This is a genomic window from Streptomyces sp. BRA346 (assembly GCF_052851135.1).
Genome location: NZ_JAIWIH010000009.1, coordinates 103,124 through 118,937, shown reverse-complemented (window position 1 = coordinate 118,937; position 15,814 = coordinate 103,124). Strand labels below are relative to the sequence as shown.

The 15,814-nt window shown below is 68.7% G+C and carries 14 protein-coding genes and 4 pseudogenes; 6 read left to right on the top strand and 12 right to left on the bottom strand.

Annotated features, from left to right (window positions below; all coding sequences use genetic code 11):
• Positions 1-5: 5 nt before the first annotated feature.
• The 3 genes and pseudogenes from LCH29_RS14770 to LCH29_RS14760 form a co-directional block, all read right to left on the bottom strand.
• Positions 6-296: an SDR family NAD(P)-dependent oxidoreductase gene (locus LCH29_RS14770; protein ID WP_446462179.1), complete on the bottom strand. Its 291-nt coding sequence runs from the start codon at positions 294-296 to the stop codon at positions 6-8.
• On the bottom strand, positions 296-1,021 hold the full coding sequence (locus LCH29_RS14765) for a class I SAM-dependent methyltransferase (protein WP_446462178.1): 726 nt from the start codon (positions 1,019-1,021) through the stop codon (positions 296-298). Before LCH29_RS14765 ends, LCH29_RS14770 begins: the two co-directional genes overlap by 1 nt.
• A gap of 317 nt (positions 1,022-1,338) precedes the next feature.
• Positions 1,339-1,584 (bottom strand): annotated as a pseudogene (locus LCH29_RS14760) (IS5/IS1182 family transposase); the annotation flags it as partial.
• Here LCH29_RS14760 and LCH29_RS14755 point away from each other — a divergent pair.
• A pseudogene (locus LCH29_RS14755) lies at positions 1,580-1,948 on the top strand (Tn3 family transposase); the annotation flags it as partial. The pseudogenes LCH29_RS14760 and LCH29_RS14755 sit on opposite strands and share 5 nt — an antisense overlap.
• 40 nt (positions 1,949-1,988) lie before the next feature.
• Here LCH29_RS14755 and LCH29_RS14750 read toward each other — a convergent pair.
• On the bottom strand, positions 1,989-2,897 hold the full coding sequence (locus tag LCH29_RS14750; RefSeq protein WP_037954874.1) for a LysR family transcriptional regulator: 909 nt from the start codon (positions 2,895-2,897) through the stop codon (positions 1,989-1,991).
• A gap of 286 nt (positions 2,898-3,183) precedes the next feature.
• Here LCH29_RS14750 and LCH29_RS14745 point away from each other — a divergent pair, with 286 nt between their 5' ends.
• Entirely contained in the window at positions 3,184-4,143 is a 960-nt protein-coding gene (locus LCH29_RS14745; protein WP_446462177.1) for an SDR family NAD(P)-dependent oxidoreductase, read from the top strand.
• Here the strand turns inward: LCH29_RS14745 and LCH29_RS14740 are convergent.
• Positions 4,122-4,931: pseudogene (locus tag LCH29_RS14740) on the bottom strand (IS5 family transposase). The gene LCH29_RS14745 and the pseudogene LCH29_RS14740 sit on opposite strands and share 22 nt — an antisense overlap.
• Positions 4,932-5,155: 224 nt before the next feature.
• Between LCH29_RS14740 and LCH29_RS14735 the strand changes: the two are divergent.
• The 3 genes and pseudogenes from LCH29_RS14735 to LCH29_RS14725 all read left to right on the top strand — a co-directional run bounded on the left by LCH29_RS14735 (position 5,156) and on the right by LCH29_RS14725 (position 6,745).
• Complete coding sequence (locus tag LCH29_RS14735; RefSeq protein WP_446462176.1) at positions 5,156-5,950, top strand: SDR family oxidoreductase; 795 nt, start codon at positions 5,156-5,158, stop codon at positions 5,948-5,950.
• Positions 5,951-6,001: 51 nt separating this feature from the next.
• Positions 6,002-6,548 (top strand): annotated as a pseudogene (locus LCH29_RS14730) (transposase); the annotation flags it as partial.
• A 29-nt stretch (positions 6,549-6,577) separates the two neighbouring features.
• Entirely contained in the window at positions 6,578-6,745 is a 168-nt protein-coding gene (locus LCH29_RS14725) for a fibronectin type III-like domain-contianing protein (protein ID WP_446462175.1), read from the top strand.
• 124 nt (positions 6,746-6,869) lie between these two features.
• Here the strand turns inward: LCH29_RS14725 and LCH29_RS14720 are convergent, their stop codons facing one another.
• From LCH29_RS14720 to LCH29_RS14700, 5 genes are read right to left on the bottom strand one after another with little or no spacing between them, the layout of a single operon-like run.
• Positions 6,870-7,466, bottom strand: coding sequence for a GTP-binding protein (locus LCH29_RS14720; protein ID WP_446462174.1), 597 nt, complete (start codon positions 7,464-7,466; stop codon positions 6,870-6,872).
• Positions 7,447-7,824, bottom strand: a complete 378-nt coding sequence (locus LCH29_RS14715; protein ID WP_446462173.1) for a DUF742 domain-containing protein — start codon at positions 7,822-7,824, stop codon at positions 7,447-7,449. Before LCH29_RS14715 ends, LCH29_RS14720 begins: the two co-directional genes overlap by 20 nt.
• Positions 7,817-8,245 (bottom strand): roadblock/LC7 domain-containing protein, encoded by a 429-nt coding sequence (locus LCH29_RS14710; RefSeq protein WP_446462172.1) that lies wholly within the window; start codon positions 8,243-8,245, stop codon positions 7,817-7,819. The genes LCH29_RS14715 and LCH29_RS14710 overlap by 8 nt, the downstream gene beginning before the upstream one ends.
• Positions 8,242-10,701: a sensor histidine kinase gene (locus LCH29_RS14705; RefSeq protein ID WP_446462171.1), complete on the bottom strand. Its 2,460-nt coding sequence runs from the start codon at positions 10,699-10,701 to the stop codon at positions 8,242-8,244. The genes LCH29_RS14710 and LCH29_RS14705 overlap by 4 nt, the downstream gene beginning before the upstream one ends.
• 59 nt (positions 10,702-10,760) lie before the next feature.
• Complete coding sequence (locus tag LCH29_RS14700) at positions 10,761-11,549, bottom strand: MHYT domain-containing protein (RefSeq protein ID WP_446462170.1); 789 nt, start codon at positions 11,547-11,549, stop codon at positions 10,761-10,763.
• 778 nt (positions 11,550-12,327) lie between these two features.
• Here LCH29_RS14700 and LCH29_RS14695 point away from each other — a divergent pair.
• Positions 12,328-13,527 carry a macrolide family glycosyltransferase gene (locus LCH29_RS14695; RefSeq protein WP_446462169.1) on the top strand — a complete coding sequence of 400 codons (1,200 nt, stop codon included), beginning with the start codon at positions 12,328-12,330 and terminating at the stop codon, positions 13,525-13,527.
• 48 nt (positions 13,528-13,575) lie between these two features.
• Here the strand turns inward: LCH29_RS14695 and LCH29_RS14690 are convergent, their stop codons facing one another.
• The gene (locus tag LCH29_RS14690) at positions 13,576-14,601 is read right to left on the bottom strand and encodes a Gfo/Idh/MocA family oxidoreductase (RefSeq protein WP_446462168.1); all 1,026 of its coding nucleotides are present in this window, start codon (positions 14,599-14,601) and stop codon (positions 13,576-13,578) included.
• A 205-nt stretch (positions 14,602-14,806) separates the two neighbouring features.
• A complete protein-coding gene (locus tag LCH29_RS14685; RefSeq protein ID WP_446462167.1) occupies positions 14,807-15,757 on the bottom strand; it encodes a helix-turn-helix transcriptional regulator in 951 nt (316 codons plus the stop codon).
• Positions 15,758-15,814: the final 57 nt, after the last annotated feature.

Genomic DNA, 15,814 nt, shown 5'->3' with positions numbered 1-15,814 from the left:
CACCGTCAATGATCAAGGGGCCGTATCGGATTCCTCCATACGGCCCCTTGCATGGGCGATCGGCGTTCCACCCCGGTCGTGATGTCGGCGACGACCGCGTCCAAGGCCTGTTGGTCCCGTCCGACGGCGCAGACCGCGGCGCCCTGGGCGGCGAAGGCCCGCGCCGTATGCGGGCCGATGCCGCGTGATCCGCCGGTGACGACGAGGGTCTTGCCTTGCAGGTCGGGGTAGTTGCTGAGCTGAACTTCTATGCGCTGCGGGAGTTCTGGCGGTTTTACAACACTCATCGGCCACATCAGGGTGCTGTCCTCGGGCAGGGACAGAACGCGTTAAAGTCCGCGAAAGAAGGTTCGAACGAGGGCTCGGGTAAGCGATATGCCTTGCACCGGGCCCCTTGTTTACCCTGAGGTCCGACGCCGATCGTCTCGCCGGAGAAGGCGTCGGGGATCACCGTCCATCCCAAGTTCCGCTCGTAGTACTGCACGGCCGTGTGCACAGACGGCCACCAGTCGTCGTCGATGACAATCAGGCCACCGGGGCGGACGATCTTGCGCAAGTAGTAGAGATCGACGAAGACTTCGTGGAACCGGTGACTGCCATCCACGAATGCCGCGTCGGCGACGAAGCCTTCGGTGAGGAGCCGCGGGAGCGCGATCGACGAAGGAGTGAGCATGAGCGTCGCGATCGAGTCCAGTCCCGCAGAGCGCAGCAGATCCCAGCCGGCGTTGGAGTACTCGCGGTCTTGAAACGGGTCGATGATGAGGTGCCGGGGGAGCGGACGGTTGACGGTCGCCAGGGCCTCACCGATGGCGAGGGCTGAGCTGGCGTAGGCGAGACCGACCTCGACAACCTTCTCGGCCCCTTCGGAGACCATCAGATCGCGCAGCTGGTCGCAATGCTTCTCGGGCACCGTGACGGTCTCGAAGTCTCCCTCTTGGTCTCGCGTCCGCGGCGGCCCCTCCTGCGCGAGTCGGCGACGCACCTCACGCACCCGCGTCGCACGGTCATCCGTGTACGTCATGTCGGCTACTCCTCGGCGGTAAGGCAGCACCTCACCCTCACCATAGGAGGGGAGACGAACCTGCGGGGCGTTCGTCTCCGGAAACTGCGGTGACGACGGGGTCATGCGGCCCTGCCCTTGCCGAACACGAACACGATCGCCGCCAACACCTCGCGGTCGCCATGGCGTCGACGACCGCCACCCTGAGGCCGTACCGGAGCCGGCGGAACCACCCGCTCGAACAGCTCCCACAACTCATCCGGCGCGAGACGCTCAACAAATTCCCACGACGCCAGACTAATCAACAAGCCAAATGAGATGTCGTCTAAGAAGCCATTTCACTTGGCTAGCCTGCGGTGACATATGAGGATCGCGGCGATGACGGTGAAGGCGAGGAAGTGTTCCGGCGTGCGCTCGTAACGGCGGTGAAGGCGACGGCAGCCGGACAGTAAGGACATAGTCCGCTCCACGACCCATTGGTGTCGGCCCAGACGCGGCGACGGCTCGATGTCCTTGCGGGCGAGGCGGTGCCGGATGCCACGGGAAGCAAGCCATCGTCGAAGGTGCCGGTAGTCGTAGCCCTGGGAGCAGCTGCTGGCCGGCCAGGCGTGGCAGCAGACAAGGCCGACCGTGCTTGCCTTGCTGAACCTGCCCAGGGAGGCGGGCGGGCATCCGGCCGCGCTGCTGGAGGGCACCTACCGGGAGGTCGTCGCCCGGGTCCCGGACAACGCGCAGATCGCCTTCGACGACGACGGCCGCCTGCACTTCGCCCTCCCGGAGCCGGAACCCGAACCGGCCTCCCTGCTGGAGTTGCGGGCCGCAGTGAACGCGATGCTGCCGAGGGTGGACCTGCCCGAGGAGCTGCTGGAAGCGTTCTCCTGGACCGGCGCCGAACAGGCGTTCCTTCCAGCTCCCCGACCTGCTGGCGGCCTACGGCCCCTCCAGGACAAGGACAAGCACGCGGCCGACGACTGGTGAGGCCCTTGGCTCAGAGGGCGGTATGCGGGGCGAGGAGGCTGGTGCCGCACCAGTTCTGCTGATGGAGGTGGTCGAGCACGGCTGCCTCCGCCGAACCTGGGTGGCGGCGTGTACCGACGATGACGGGTTCGGTCAGGGAAGGCAGGAACGGGCGGGCTAGCTGTTCGAAGCTTTCGGGCACGGCCGATGCCGGAACCACGGTGACGCCCAAGCCCTGGGCTGCCAGTCGCACGGCGGTGGAGATCTGTGACGCTCGGGCCACCGTGGGCGGGCTGATGCCCGCGTCGGCGAGCAGGCGGGCGAGGTATTCGTCGAGCAGGCTGGCGCGGCGGAAGCGCACCCATCCCTGTGTCGCAAGGTCTGCCATGCGCAGGGCCCTGTCGCTGGCGAGGAGCGGGTGTCCCTCGGGCAGGACGGCGACGTAGGTCTCCTCGCCCAGGGGGTGGATGTCGAATGTGCAGCCGGTGGGGATGCGGTGGACGAGGACCATGTCGAGCGTTCCCTGGCGGGCCAGCCGTTCCATATCCGCTGGATCGGGCTCCTCGTGGAGAATGACCTGGAGTTTCGGGTGGCGGTGGCGGAGCCGGCCCAGTGCCAGAGGGAGTTGTCGTGCTCCCAGGCCCATGTGGACGGCGATGATGAGTTCACCGGCCAGTTCCCCGGAGGCGGCACGGGCAGCCAGGACGGCTCTGCGGGACGCAGTGGTCGCGATCTCTGCCTCGGCGAGGAAGGCGCGTCCGGCCATGGTCACTGTGACCCCGCCCGATGTCCGAGTGAACAGCTGCACACCGAGGTGCTTTTCCAGAGCGCCGATCTGCTGCGACAAGGACGGCTGCGTGACGCGCAGACGCTCGGCAGCCGCTGTCATGGAGCCTTCTTCGGCCACAGCCAGAGCGTATTCGTATTGCCGCAGGTTCATCCGCTTCCACTCTCCAGCGACATAGACAATGCCAATCTCAAGTATGCGACGACACTATTTGTCTCTATGTCTCGCGGATCCTACCGTGGTGCATGTCCGGTGGATGGCCGCCGCCGAAAGCGGTGGCCATCAGGGTGGGAGCCGGTACGGGCGCGCCTGTGAGGGGCCCGTGGCGGCAAGGCCGCCCGGCGGGTTCTGTTCGACAACGCATCGTCTAGATCCCGGGCGGTTGCCCCGGAGGCCCACGTCACCCGGACGCTCACCAACGTGGACGGGAGTGGCAATCATGGCAGATCAGACAGGTGTTGGACGCGGCGACGGGGTATCGCCGAAGAACGCCGATTCGAGACTGGCGGGAAAGGTCGCGCTCGTGACGGGTGCTTCCAAGGGCATCGGGGCGGGCATCGCGCGGGAATTCGCTGCGGCCGGAGCGTCGGTCGTGGTCAACTACGCCTCCAGCGCCGCCGGTGCCGAGCGGGTGGTGCAGGATATCCAGGTGCGAGGGGGGACCGCGATCGCCGTGCAGGGCGACGTGTCGGTGCCTGCGGATGTTGAGCGCCTCTTCGCCAGGACCGTGGAGGCGTACGGCCGGTTCGACATCCTCGTCAACAATGCCGGTGTCTATCACCCACAGCCGCTGGAGACCGTCACGCAGCGGGAGATCGACCATCAGCTTTCCGTCAACGTGACCGGACCGATCCGTACGATCCAGGAAGCCCTTAAGTACTTCGGGGCCGACGGCGGGTCGATCATCAACATCGGATCGCTGGACAGCGCCCGCGCGGTGCCGGGGATGTCGGTGTACGCCGCGACGAAGGGCGCCGTCGATGCCTTGACGCGAGTCCTGGCCGCCGAGCTCGGCCCTCGCGGGATCCGAGTGAACACCCTGGCCCCTGGCGGTGTGGAGACGGAAGGTATCCACGCGGCCGGCTTCATCGGCAGTGACGCCGAGACGGACATGATCGGGCGCACCCCCCCTGGGGCGTATCGGTCAGCCCAAGGATCTGGCGCGGGCGGCGGTCTTCTTCGCCTCCGACGACGCCGCATGGGTCACCGGAGAGCGCCTTACCGCCTCTGGCGGCCTGCGAGCCTGACACACCCTGACAACGCCGGAGTCTGCAGACCCGCTCCGCGGGATCCTCATGGGGACGCTGCTTTCGATCATCAACCGCTACATCGACCGCACAGGACCTGTGACCGCGTTAGAGGTGCTGAGAGGTCATGTCACTTGGCCAGTCTGCGGTGACATATGAGGGTCGCGGCGATGGCGGTGAAGGCGAGGAAGTGTTCCGGCGTGCGTTCGTAGCGGCGGTGCAGGCGTCGGCAGCCGGACAGCCAGGACACGGTCGGTTCCACGACCCAGCGGTGCCGGCCCAGGTGTCGGGATGGCTCGATGCCCTTGCGGGCGAGGCGGTGCCGGATGCCGCGGAAAGCGAGCCATCGTCGCAGGTGAGGGTAGTCGTAGCCCTTGTCCCCGTGCAGCTTCCCGGGCCTGCGACGTCGGGGGCCGCGACGGGAGCTGATGGGCGGGATGCCGCGGACCAGCGGGATGAGAGCCTGGCTGTCGTGGAGGTTGGCGGCGGAGATGCCGATCGACAGAGGCAGACCGTGGCGGTCGACGAGGAGGTGGATTTTCGATCCCTTCTTGCCGCGGTCGGTCGGATTCGGTCCCGTCAGCTGCCCCCTTTGAGCGCCCGGACACTGACGGAGTCGATCGCGCACCGCGACCAGTCCAGCTCGCCCCGGGAACCGAGCTCGTCCAGGACCAGGCGGTGGAGCTTGGCCCACACCCGGGCCTCGGTCCACTCGGTGAACCGACGGAAAGCGGTCACGCCCGACAGGCCGAAGCCTGGTGGCAGTTGGTTCCAGGTGCAGGCCCGAGGTGGCCACGAAGATGGTGGCGGCCAGCACCTCGCGGTCCCCCCGCCGACGATGCCCTCCACCCTGCGGACGAACCGGCGCCGGCGGCACCACCCGCTGGAACAACGTCCACAGGTCTTCCGGCGCCATCCGCTCGACAAGCGCAGCAGTCATCACCCCAGACTGCCGCAAGATCACGCCAACTGAAATGGCGTCTAAGCGGCCCCGCGGCCCGGCAGCACCCAGAGGTGCGGCCGCCGCCCCGCGGGAGCACCCTGCCGATTCCTTACCTGATCCGCTTGCTTGGAGTGCACTCCAAGGCCATAGCGTTGAGACAGCTGAACCGAACCCCGAAGTGTCGACGCATCATCCCGCACGACCAACGAAAAAGGCAGCAAGTGGTAGACAACCAATTCACAACGCATGCAGAACTTTTCGATCTGCGTGGAAAACGCGCGCTCGTCACCGGTGGCACCAGAGGCATCGGGATGATGATCGCGCGTGGCCTTCTCCAGGCGGGCGCCCGCGTGGTCATCAGCTCACGCAACGCAGAAGCGTGCGCTCAGGCGCAAGAACAGCTGTCCAAATTCGGTGAGGTGCGAGCCATCCCCGCCGACCTGTCCCGCCACGACGAGTGTCGGCGACTGTCCGACCTCGTCACCGCCGACTCGGAGCGTCTCGACATCCTCGTCAACAACGCGGGCGCCATGTGGGACGAGCCGCTGGCGACGTTCCCAGACGCGGCCTGGGACACGGTCGTCGACCTCAACCTGAAGTCGCCGTTCTGGCTGGTCCAGGCGCTGCTGCCCGCACTTCGCAGGGCGGGCACCGCCGACGATCCCGCGCGGATCATCAACATCGGCAGCATCGCCGCCATTCACATCCCCCAGCGGCCCAACTACTCGTACTCCAGCAGCAAGGCCGCACTGCATCAACTCACCAGAGTGCTCGCCAAGGAACTAGGGCCGCAGCACGTCACCGTGAACGCCGTGGCGCCGGGACCGTTCCCGTCGATGATGATGGCTGCAACCCTCGATGAGTTCGGCGAGGCGATCGCGGCGTCGGCCCCACTACGCCGGATCGGCCGCGACGACGACATGGCGGGTGTCGCCGTGTTCCTCGCCAGCCGGGCAGGCGCATACCTGACGGGCGCCGTGATCCCCGTCGACGGCGGCATCGCCACAACCGCGTAGGCCGCCTGGGCGAGGACATCATCGACGCCAACGAACCGACACCCGTTGGATCGGCGCCATGGCGACCGCGAGATGTTGGCGGCGATCGTGTTCGTTGCCACGTCGGGGTGCACGTGGGCACACATGAAAAAAGTTGACCTGACAGGTCCGAATCCTGTAGATCGCGGCAAGTACGGGTCGAAGATCCACTTGATCAACGAGCGCACCGGTTTACCGATCTCGATCGCCATCTCCGGCGCGAACATGCACGACAGCCAGGGACTCGAGCCCCTGGTACGAGGTATCCCGCCCGTCCGCTCACGACGCGGACCGCGCCGACGCAAAGCCCGGCAAGCTCCACGGTGACAAGGGCTACGACTACCGCCACCTGTGGCAATGGCTCCGCAGTCGCGGTATCACCCACCGCATAGCCCGCAGAGGCGTCGACTCCTCCGAACGCCTGGGGCGCCACCGCCGGGTCGTGGAACGGTCGATGCCATGGCTCGCAGGCTGCCGCCGTCTCCACCGCCGCTACGAACGAGGAGCAGAGAGGCTGTCGGTGATCCTCGTGGGCAGGTTTCCGCAGGCAGTCCGTACACGGGGCTTTGGGCTGCCGTAGGGGCCTGCGCCAAGGGGCGGTAAAGCCCCTTGGCGGACGTCGTGCAGGTGTACGCGTCGCGCACGCACACGGCCGTCGACCGCCCGGCGCGGTGGCTGGTCGGCCACGAGGTGGTCCGCCTCGCCCCGGGCACCACGGAGACCGTGAACATCACCGTCCGGGCCCGTGCCTTTGCACACTGGGACGAGGGAACATGAGCTTACGAACCGGGAGAGTTCACCCTCCACGTGGGCTCCAGCGTCGACACCCTGCCCACCTCGGTGCCCGGTCTGCGCATCGAACTGAGGCCAGCATCTGCCTCGCGATCAAGGCGGTCCCACGTCACATCGCTTCTGTGGTGGCGGGAGGGGTGGCGGCTTCGCCCGCCAGCTCGACCAGGGTGATCAGGACCTCCTTCCCGGATTCCCGGTCCCGTGCGTCGCACAGCACCACCGGAGTCATCTCATCCAGGTCGAGCGCTGTCGCCACTTCACCCGCGCTGTAGTCGCGGACGCCGTCGAAGCAGTTGACGGCCACGACGAACGGCAGTCGGTGCCGCTCGAAGTAGTCGACGGCCGGGAAGGAGTCCCGCAGCCTCCGGGTGTCCGCGAGCACCACCGCGCCCAGAGCGCCGGTGGCGAGCTCGTCCCACAGGAACCAGAACCGGTCCTGGCCCGGAGTGCCGAAGAGATACAGCGCGAGGTCGTCGCCGAAGGTGATCCGGCCGAAGTCCAGTGCCACGGTGGTGGTGCGCTTGTCGGTGACCTCGTCCAGGTTGTCGTCCATCCGGCTCGCCTCGGTCAGGAGCTCCTCCGTGTTCAACGGCCGGATCTCGCTGACCGTGCCGACGAACGTGGTCTTGCCGACCCCGAAGCCCCCGGCCACCAGGATCTTGAGGGCGAGAAAGGGCGCTGGCGCGTCAGAGCGCTCGGAGTCCATCGATCACTCTCCTGAGGATGTGTGCGTCGGGGAGTCGGGCCGGCGGGACGGGCGGCGTGGCGCGGATCAGGCCCATGGCCAGCAGATCGCTGAGGAGTACTCGTACGACCGTCAGTGGCAGTTGGGAGTCGGAAGCGATGTCGGCCACCGGGTGCGGCAGTGGTCTGCACAGGCGGAGGATCGCCGCCTGCTCGGGCGAGAGCACCGGGTCGTGGCCGGTATCCGGCAGTGCGTGGATGACGGTCATCAGGTCGAGTCGCTGCTCGCTGCCGACGTGCGCCCTCCCGGTCGTCACGGCGTAGAGGCGTACCAAGGGCCCCGCCGCTTCGTCGTACCAGCGCTGATCGGAGTCAGTCATCGAGGTGTGAGGTCTCACCGGCCTCGCCGCGTGCTGGAGTGCCGAGGTGCGCGCCGACCCGCTTGACGAGCCGGGCCATCTCGTATGCGACCAGGCCGACATCGGCGTCGGCATCGCTGAACACCGCCAGGCACGAGCCCTCGCCCGCGGCAACGACGAACAGGAATCCGTCCTCCAGCTCGACCAGTGTCTGGACGACCCCGCCCGCCCTGAAGTGGCGTCCGGCGCCTTTGGCGAGGCTGTGAAAACCGGAGGCGATCGCGGCGAACCGCTCTCCGTCGTCCCGGGACACCGCCTTCGACGAGCCGACCGGCAGCCCGTCGCCGGAGAGCACGACCGCCTGTCTGATCTCCGGCACGTGAGCGACGAGTTCCTCCAGAAGCCAGTCGAGTTCACTGGAGCGATGGACGGTGCGGGTCATCGGTTCTCTCCTTCGCCTTCTGTGGCGTGGTCGCTCTCCCTCTGGGGGCGCGGCGCCGTCCTGACGGCCCGGCCGCGGGCCCAGCCCGTCCGGAAGGACGCCATGGTGGCGCGGGCCTCCTCGGGTGTTCTCCTGGATGGTTTCCGCGTCTGCTCGTATGGTTCGGTCACGTCGGACGGCTCGGGTGCCGGGCCGGACTGGCGTATGCGACGGGGCAGTTCGGGCCGGGCCGCATGAGGCAGAGGTGCTTCGCCGGTGGTCGGCGACGGCCGCTGGGCGGGAGCTGAATCCGACGTGGGGGGCACGGGCTCCGTTACGGGTGCGTTCGCAGGGTGTACCGGCTCCTCCGGCGGTTGCGGCGGGAGGGGTACGGGAGCAGCAGGTGCCGTATCGACGTGGCCCGGATACGGATCCGTATCCGCGGCCGCCGTCTCCGCCGAGGCGGTGGCACCCGGCCTGGCCGAGATCCGGCGGGGCAGGCCGGCGGTCGTGCCGTCCGCGGCCGCTTCCCCCGCCTCCGCACCACCTTCACCGGTCTCATCGATCGGTTCGCCCGCCACTTGGCCGGGCAGCAGGACCACGGCGACGATGCCCCCGTACACCGACGATCGCAGGGCCACCCGCACGTCCAGGCGGTGCGCGAGCCGGTTCACCACGAACAGGCCGAGCTGGCCGCTGTCGAGTAGATCGACCCGTTCGGTGTCGGTGATGCGCCGGTTGGCCTCGGCGAGCGCGGACTGCTCCATGCCGAGCCCGCGGTCCTCGATCTCCAGCGCGATGCCCGAGCCGACGCGCTCGGCGGACACGCGCACCTTGGTGGGCGGAGGCGAGAACGCCGAGGCGTTCTCGACGAGTTCGGCGAGCATGTGCGTGAGGTCCGCCACCGCCGCACCGGGCACCCGGACCGCTGGGATGTCCGTGATCAGCACCCGATCGTAGTCTTCGACCTCGGCCACGGCTGCCCGGACGATGTCCATGAGCGGGACGGGGCGCCGCCAGCGCCGCCCCGGCATGGCACCGGAGAGGATGATGAGACTCTCCGAGTGGCGGCGCATCCGGGTGGTGAGATGGTCGAGCCGGAACAGATCCTCCAGTTCGACCGGGTCCTCAACACGGCGTTCCATCGTGTCGAGCAGGGCGAGCTGGCGGTGTACCAGTGTCTGGTTGCGGCGCGCGAGGTTCACGTAGACGCCGGAGATGCCGTGCAGGATCTCGGCCCGATCGGCCGCTGCCTTGACCGCGGCCCGGTGGACGGCGACCAAGGAGGCGCCGACCTGGCCCACCTCGTCGTCGGGCTGGGGGCGCACGGGTGCCACGGCATCGAGATCGACGGGTTGCCCGGCGTGCAGCCTCGCGATGGCACGGGGCAGTTCGCGGCCCGCCAGGGTGAGCGCGGAGTTGCGCAGGCCGGTGAGTTCGACGATCAGGCCACGGCCGATCCGGACCGAGACCACCAGCGAAAGCACCACCCCCACGAGGCCGAGGACCACGGCGACACCCGAACCGCCGAGGGCGTCGAACGAGAGGGGGTCCGCTCTGTCGGCGGCGCCCGTGCTCGCCTGCTGCTGCGCCCGTGTGAGCTGCTGGAGGACGTCTCCGGCGGGCGTGCTCCAGTCGGCGGACGCGGCGACGTGTCCGGCTTGGCCATCGTGTTTGCGGTTACCTGCCTCGAACATGGCGTCTTCGATGCCCCGCAGGTCCCGCATGGCGGTCCCGGTGAGGACCTCCCGGTAGCGGGCCGCGTCGGCGGCCCGTAGATCGTCCACGGAAGCGGAGAACAGGTACCGCTGGGTGTGGGCGGCGCCGACGAACTCCACGTACTGGCCCCCGGTGATACGGCCCGCCACCTGTGCGGCTCCCATCAGCGCGTCCTCGCGGGCGATCATCTCCCGGGAATGCGCCAGTTCGAGGACGACGCGCGTCGCCGAGGCAGTGTCGGGGCCCGGCATGACGGCCAGGGATCCTTCCAGGGCGAAGGCCCGGGCGATCGTGCTGTTGTACGTGTCGTAGGCGTCCTGCCACCCGGTATCGCGTCCGCGCAGCCGCTCGCGCAGCCCGTCGAGGCCGTCGAGGCGGGTCATCAGCTGGTCCACGCGGTCCGCGGGGTTCGCACCCACGGTCTCGCTGTCCAGGCTGCTCGCCCGGATTCCGCTGCGGAGCGCGGCGACGGCCGCGTCGGTGTTCCTCTCCTTGTCCGCCGCGTCGTCGGCGCGTTCACGGCTGGGTGCGGCGAGTTGCCGCAGCGCGGCGGAGCGTTCGGACTGCACGGCGGTGACGAGCGATTCAAGTGGGTTCAGGAGGGAGGAGTTGGCTTCTTTGTACTGGCTCAGTTCCGAGACGCTACGCGCCGTTGTGACGGTGGCGAAGGCCCACAGCGCCATCAGGGAGACGGCGGGGACCATCAGCAGGCAGACGATCTTCGCCCGGATCGAACGTGGCACCAGGAATGTGCTCATCAATTCCTCGAGCTGTCAGGGGTGAGGGTGTTCGGTGGTGGCGGCGGTGGTGGCTGGGCTCAGCCGACCGGTGTGGCGGCGTCGTCGAGCGGTGCGGCCGCGGCGGCGTCCGCGTTTTCGGCTGCCTCGCGTTCCGTCGGCGACAGGGCCACGAAGGCCGACGCGAGGAAGAGGAACGAACCGAGGACCACCGCGAGGGGGAAGATGAACTGCGTGGCCGTGGCACCGTCCAGCGCGCCCCCTTGTGGGGCGAGTTCGATCTGCACGGCGGCCATTCCGGTGTAGTGCATGCTGGACACGGCGAGCCCCATGACGAGGGAGGCGAGTGTCGCTCCCGCGGGGCCGCGCACCACAACGGCGGCCCACAGCGCGGCCGTTGCCGCAGCGACGGCGATGACCAGCGAGAGGGCGACGACCGGCAGCTTGTAGCCGAGACTGCCGTGGAATCGGAGTGCCGCCATCCCGAGGTAGTGCATGGCACCGACGCCGAGGCCGGTACCCAGGCCACCCACGAGGAGCGAGCGCCCGCGTGACCGCCCGTAGCCGACGGTGAAGACGCCTGCCCCGACGACCGCCACGGCCACCAGCAGGCTGAGGAGCGTGAGCGGGACGTCGTAGCGAATCGGGGTCCCGTCGACTCCGAAGCCGAGCATGGCGATGAAGTGCATCGTCCAGATGCCCGATCCGATCGCGACCGATGCCGTCACCAGCCAGTTGCGCCGGGAGCGGCCGTCCGACACCAGTGCCTTCATGGTGCAGTGCAGTCCGAGCGCGGCACCGATGCAGGCCATCACATACGCGGTGACAGGTGAAAGCCATCCGGCGCTGAAGTGGTCAAGGTGTGCCAAGACGTCCCCTCCTTCTTCTCAACTTCAAGGCGATGTGGACGCTAGCATTCCGCTTCCTCACAGAAGCTTCACAGAAAAGTGCATGACCGGAGCTCGCGGCCGGTGTGGTCACGTCGAGCTGTCCTACTTGCGAGTTCCGTGGTCGCAATCTGCGTCACCCGGACACTTCAGCTGTCCCGGGTACGAGACTCGCGCATTGCGCCTATGGCATAGATCACGGTGTGGCGTGCGGAAAAGCGGTTGAAGGCCCGTTCGGACTTGACGGGATGCGCGTTCTTCGCAAGCCTGACGGCGGCAGATGGCGAATGATGAGCCGTGAGGCCACATACGCGGTCCTCGGTGCCCCCGCGGGGCCCCACGTTCTACTCGATGGGCAATTCATGCCCTCACCGGGCTGCCCGAGGGGCTGGGCCCCAGGTCATCGGCAAGGCGTGCGCACCGACGAGGTTTTCGTCGAACGTGAACGGCACTTCGGTGATATCCACGGCGAACCGCAGATCGGGCAGGCGACGCGACCATCTCGCCCTTGGCACCTTTCCGCGATCATCGCGCCCACCGAACACGAGGGCGCCCGAGCGGCTGGAACCGTCACGGGGGCCTGGCATCGGATCCGCGATCGGGCAGCACGTTCACCGCCGCATCACCAGGCACGCACGGCTAGCATGTCGGGGACCGTCGCCGGCCTGGAGGAGGCCGCCGCGCAGGGTCGACCAGCCCTGACTCCGCGTCCTCGCCGCACCGCCCGCACCCGCCCCGCGCCAGAAACGAGTGATCGCCCATGTCCCGTCGCCGCGCCCATATCGCGATGGTCGGCGTCCCCACGATCAGCCATGTCCTGCCCAGCCTTCCGCTCATCCGTGAGCTGGTGGCCCGCGGGCATCGGGTCACCTACGCCAACGACCCGCTCGTGGCCGACCGGATCGAGTCCGTCGGCGCGGAACTGGTGCCCTGCACCTCCACGTTGCCCGTCGCGGACAACGACTGGCCTGCCGATCCCATCGCTGCGGCGAGCCTCTTCCTGGACGACGCCGTCCAGGCGCTCCCGCAACTGCGCGCCGTCTACGACGACGATCCGGCCGACCTGTACCTCTACGACATCGCCGCCTGTGCCGCGCGTGCCCTCGCGGAAGCGCAGGGCCGTCCCCTCGTGCAACTGTCCCCGACGTTCGTCGGCTGGGACGGCTACCGGGAGGAAGTCGCGGTGCATCTGCGGAAGTTGCCGGGCGCCGACGCGTACCGGGAAAGGTACGCGCGGTGGCTCGCCGACTGCGGTGCGACCACCACGGACGTGGACACGTTCACCGGCCCGCCCGCCCGGGCGCTCGCCCTGATCCCGCGAGCGATGCAGCCGCACGCCGATCGGGTCGACACCGACACGGTGACCATCGTCGGCCCCTGCTTCGACACCCGAGCGGACACGGAACGCTGGACCCGCCCGGCGGCCGCGGACCACGTGCTGCTGATCTCGCTCGGTTCGTCGTACACGCGTCGGCTGGAGTTCTACCGCCAGTGCATCGCCGCCTTCGGCGACCTGCCCGGCTGGCACGTCGTACTCCAGATCGGCAAGCACACCGACCCCGAGGAACTCGGCACCATCCCGCCCAACATCGAGGTGTACTCCTCCTGGATCCCGCAGCGGGCGATCCTGGAACAGGCCGACGCCTTCGTCACCCACGCCGGCATGGGCAGCTGCGGCATCGGGCTCCTCGCCGGCGTTCCCATGATCGCGGTGCCGCAGGCGGCCGAGCAATTCATGAACGCCGACCGGCTCGTGGAACTCGGCGTCGCCCGCCGTGTGGACACCGCCGACGTCACCGCCGAGACCCTTCGCGCGGCGCTGAACGACCTGGTCACGGATCCGGAACGTATCATCCGGTCCAAGCAGTTGCAGGCCGATGCCCAGGCCGAGGGCGGCACCCCGCGCGCTGCTGACCTCATCGAGGACATGCTGGCCGCCGCCGAGGTCCCCGCGCTCTGAGCACTGCCGCTCCCCTTCCCCGGCCGGCGCCCCGGCTGATGATCCCCATCAGGACCGCTTCCGCCCGCTGACGCGAACGGCCGCCTCGGAGATCCGGGCGAGCAGTTCGGCGGTACGCACCGTCGTGGCGGCCCATGCGGCGTGGCCGGGGTCAACCCCCGTGGCCTGCGTCCGCCGTACCGCGTCGGCAAAGGAGGCCACCGAGTTGGCGAACTGGTGCTCGGCGGGGAGCACGATCTCCTCGGCGTGGTCCTGCTCGTCGATGCGGACCAGCGGCGCCATGGTGTGCGGGGGAGTGAACGCCCGGTCGACGGTCAGTCGGGCCTTGCTGCCCCACAGCGTGTACTTCGCGGCGTAGCTGTGCTCGAAGCCGAAGGTGAGCGCGGCGGTTGCCCCGGCCGTCGCCACGAGCAGGGCGCTGCCCGCTACGTCAACCCCCGCCTCCGGCCCCTCGCGCAGTGCGGAACCGGCGACGGTCAGCTCGTCGCCGAGGAAGTACTGGGCGAGCCGGACGGGATAGATTCCGGTGTCGAGGAGGGCCCCGCCGCCGAGGTCCGCCCGATAGCGCACGTCGGTGGAGGGCAGTGGCGGGAAGCAGAACGACGCCTCGACGTGCCGGAGTTCCCCGATGCGGTCGTCCGCCACCATCTCGGCCACCCGTCGGTGCAGCCCGTGGTGGACGAACGCGACGTTCTCCCGCAGGACCAGTCTCCGCTCCGCCGCCAGCCGCACCAGCTCCGCGGTGTCCTGTGGAGTGGTGGTGAGCGGCTTCTCGGCCAGCACGTGTTTGCCGTGGGTGAGCAGTTCACGCACCCATGGGTAGTGCAGGGCGTTGGGCAGCGAGACGTAGACGGCGTCGATGTCTTCGCGTTCGATCAGCTGCTCATAGCCCTGTACGGCGGCGCAGCCGAAGTCGGCGGCGAATTCCTCGGCCTTTTTGCGGTCGCGGCTGGCGATGGTGACGACCGTGGTGTCCGGGACGTCGCGCAACGCGGGGAGTGTCCGCCGCCGGGCGATCGAGGACGCGCCGAGGACGCCGACGCGAAGGGGGACGGACTCGGAGGGCTTATCCATCGCTCAGCACCGTTCCGGTTCTCTCAGGCTGTGCCCGGGTGTGGAAGAACCGCGTGCCAGCGTCGTGCCCACGTGTCATCCCCCCTATGAGACGTCAACGCCGTTACTCTTTCCGGAATTTGAATCTTCGTCAACCTCACGAAGATCAGGTCCAGCCACCTGTGTGGGGCTCGTGAGGTCGCGCGCCGCCGGGACGGCGGGCCGGTCACCGACGGCCGAGGCGGGCGCCGAACCGCCGCAACACCTCGCGGAACTCCGCGGGCTCCTCGACGCGGAAGTCGGCGTCGAGGAAGGCGAGACGCGGCAGGAGCCACTGCCAGGAGTCGAGCATGAGGACGGCGCGGGTCCCGCCTCCGGCGGCCACCGTGAGGTCGATGTCCTCATGCGCGAAGGCGTCCGCCACCTCCGTCATCGGGGCGTCGATCGTCATCACCACACGTTGCCGGTTTCTGTTGATGCCCTGGCGGAGGTAGTCGACGCCGGTCCCCGCGGGAAGCGTGCGCGGTGCGAACGTCTCGCTCCGCGCCCGGAGTTCACTGACGCGGTCGATGCGGAACACGCGCCAGTCCTCCTTGTCGGTGTCCCAGCCCAGCAGGTACCACCTCAGGAGCAGGTGGATCTGGCGATAGGGCTCGACCCTGCGCGAGGTGGCCGTCCCGTTCGCGCCGACGTAGTGGAACGTCACGATGCGCTCGTGCGCGATCGCTTCGGCGAGCGTGCTCATCGTCTCCGCGCTGATGCTCGGCGTCGGCGTCGGCGTCGTCTCCAGGCTGGTGCGCAGCGCGGCCACGCGGGGGCGCAGCCGCTTGGGCAGGTACTGATCGATCTTGCCGTAGGCGCGGATCGCCGCGTCGTCGACGCTGCCCTCGCGCGCGCTGCCGGTCGCGCCGAGGGCGGCCAGGCCCAGGAGGGTCGCGATGGCCTCGTCGTCGTCGAGCAGCAGCGGCGGCATGGTCCGCCCGGCCGTGAGCCGGTAGTAGCCGCCCGGGCCCGGCCGCGTCTCGACCGGGTATCCGTAGCCGCGGAGCCGGTTGATGTCGCGCCGCAGGGTGCGCGGGGGGACGTCCAGCCGGGCCGCCAGCTCCTCACCCGTGAACGTCTTGCCCGACTGCAACACGACCAGCAGAGCGAGGATGCGGTGCATGACGTCGGCCATGACTGCATCGTCGCAGACAGTCGCGGCCACTTTCCGTCCACATCTCGCGCTACGGTC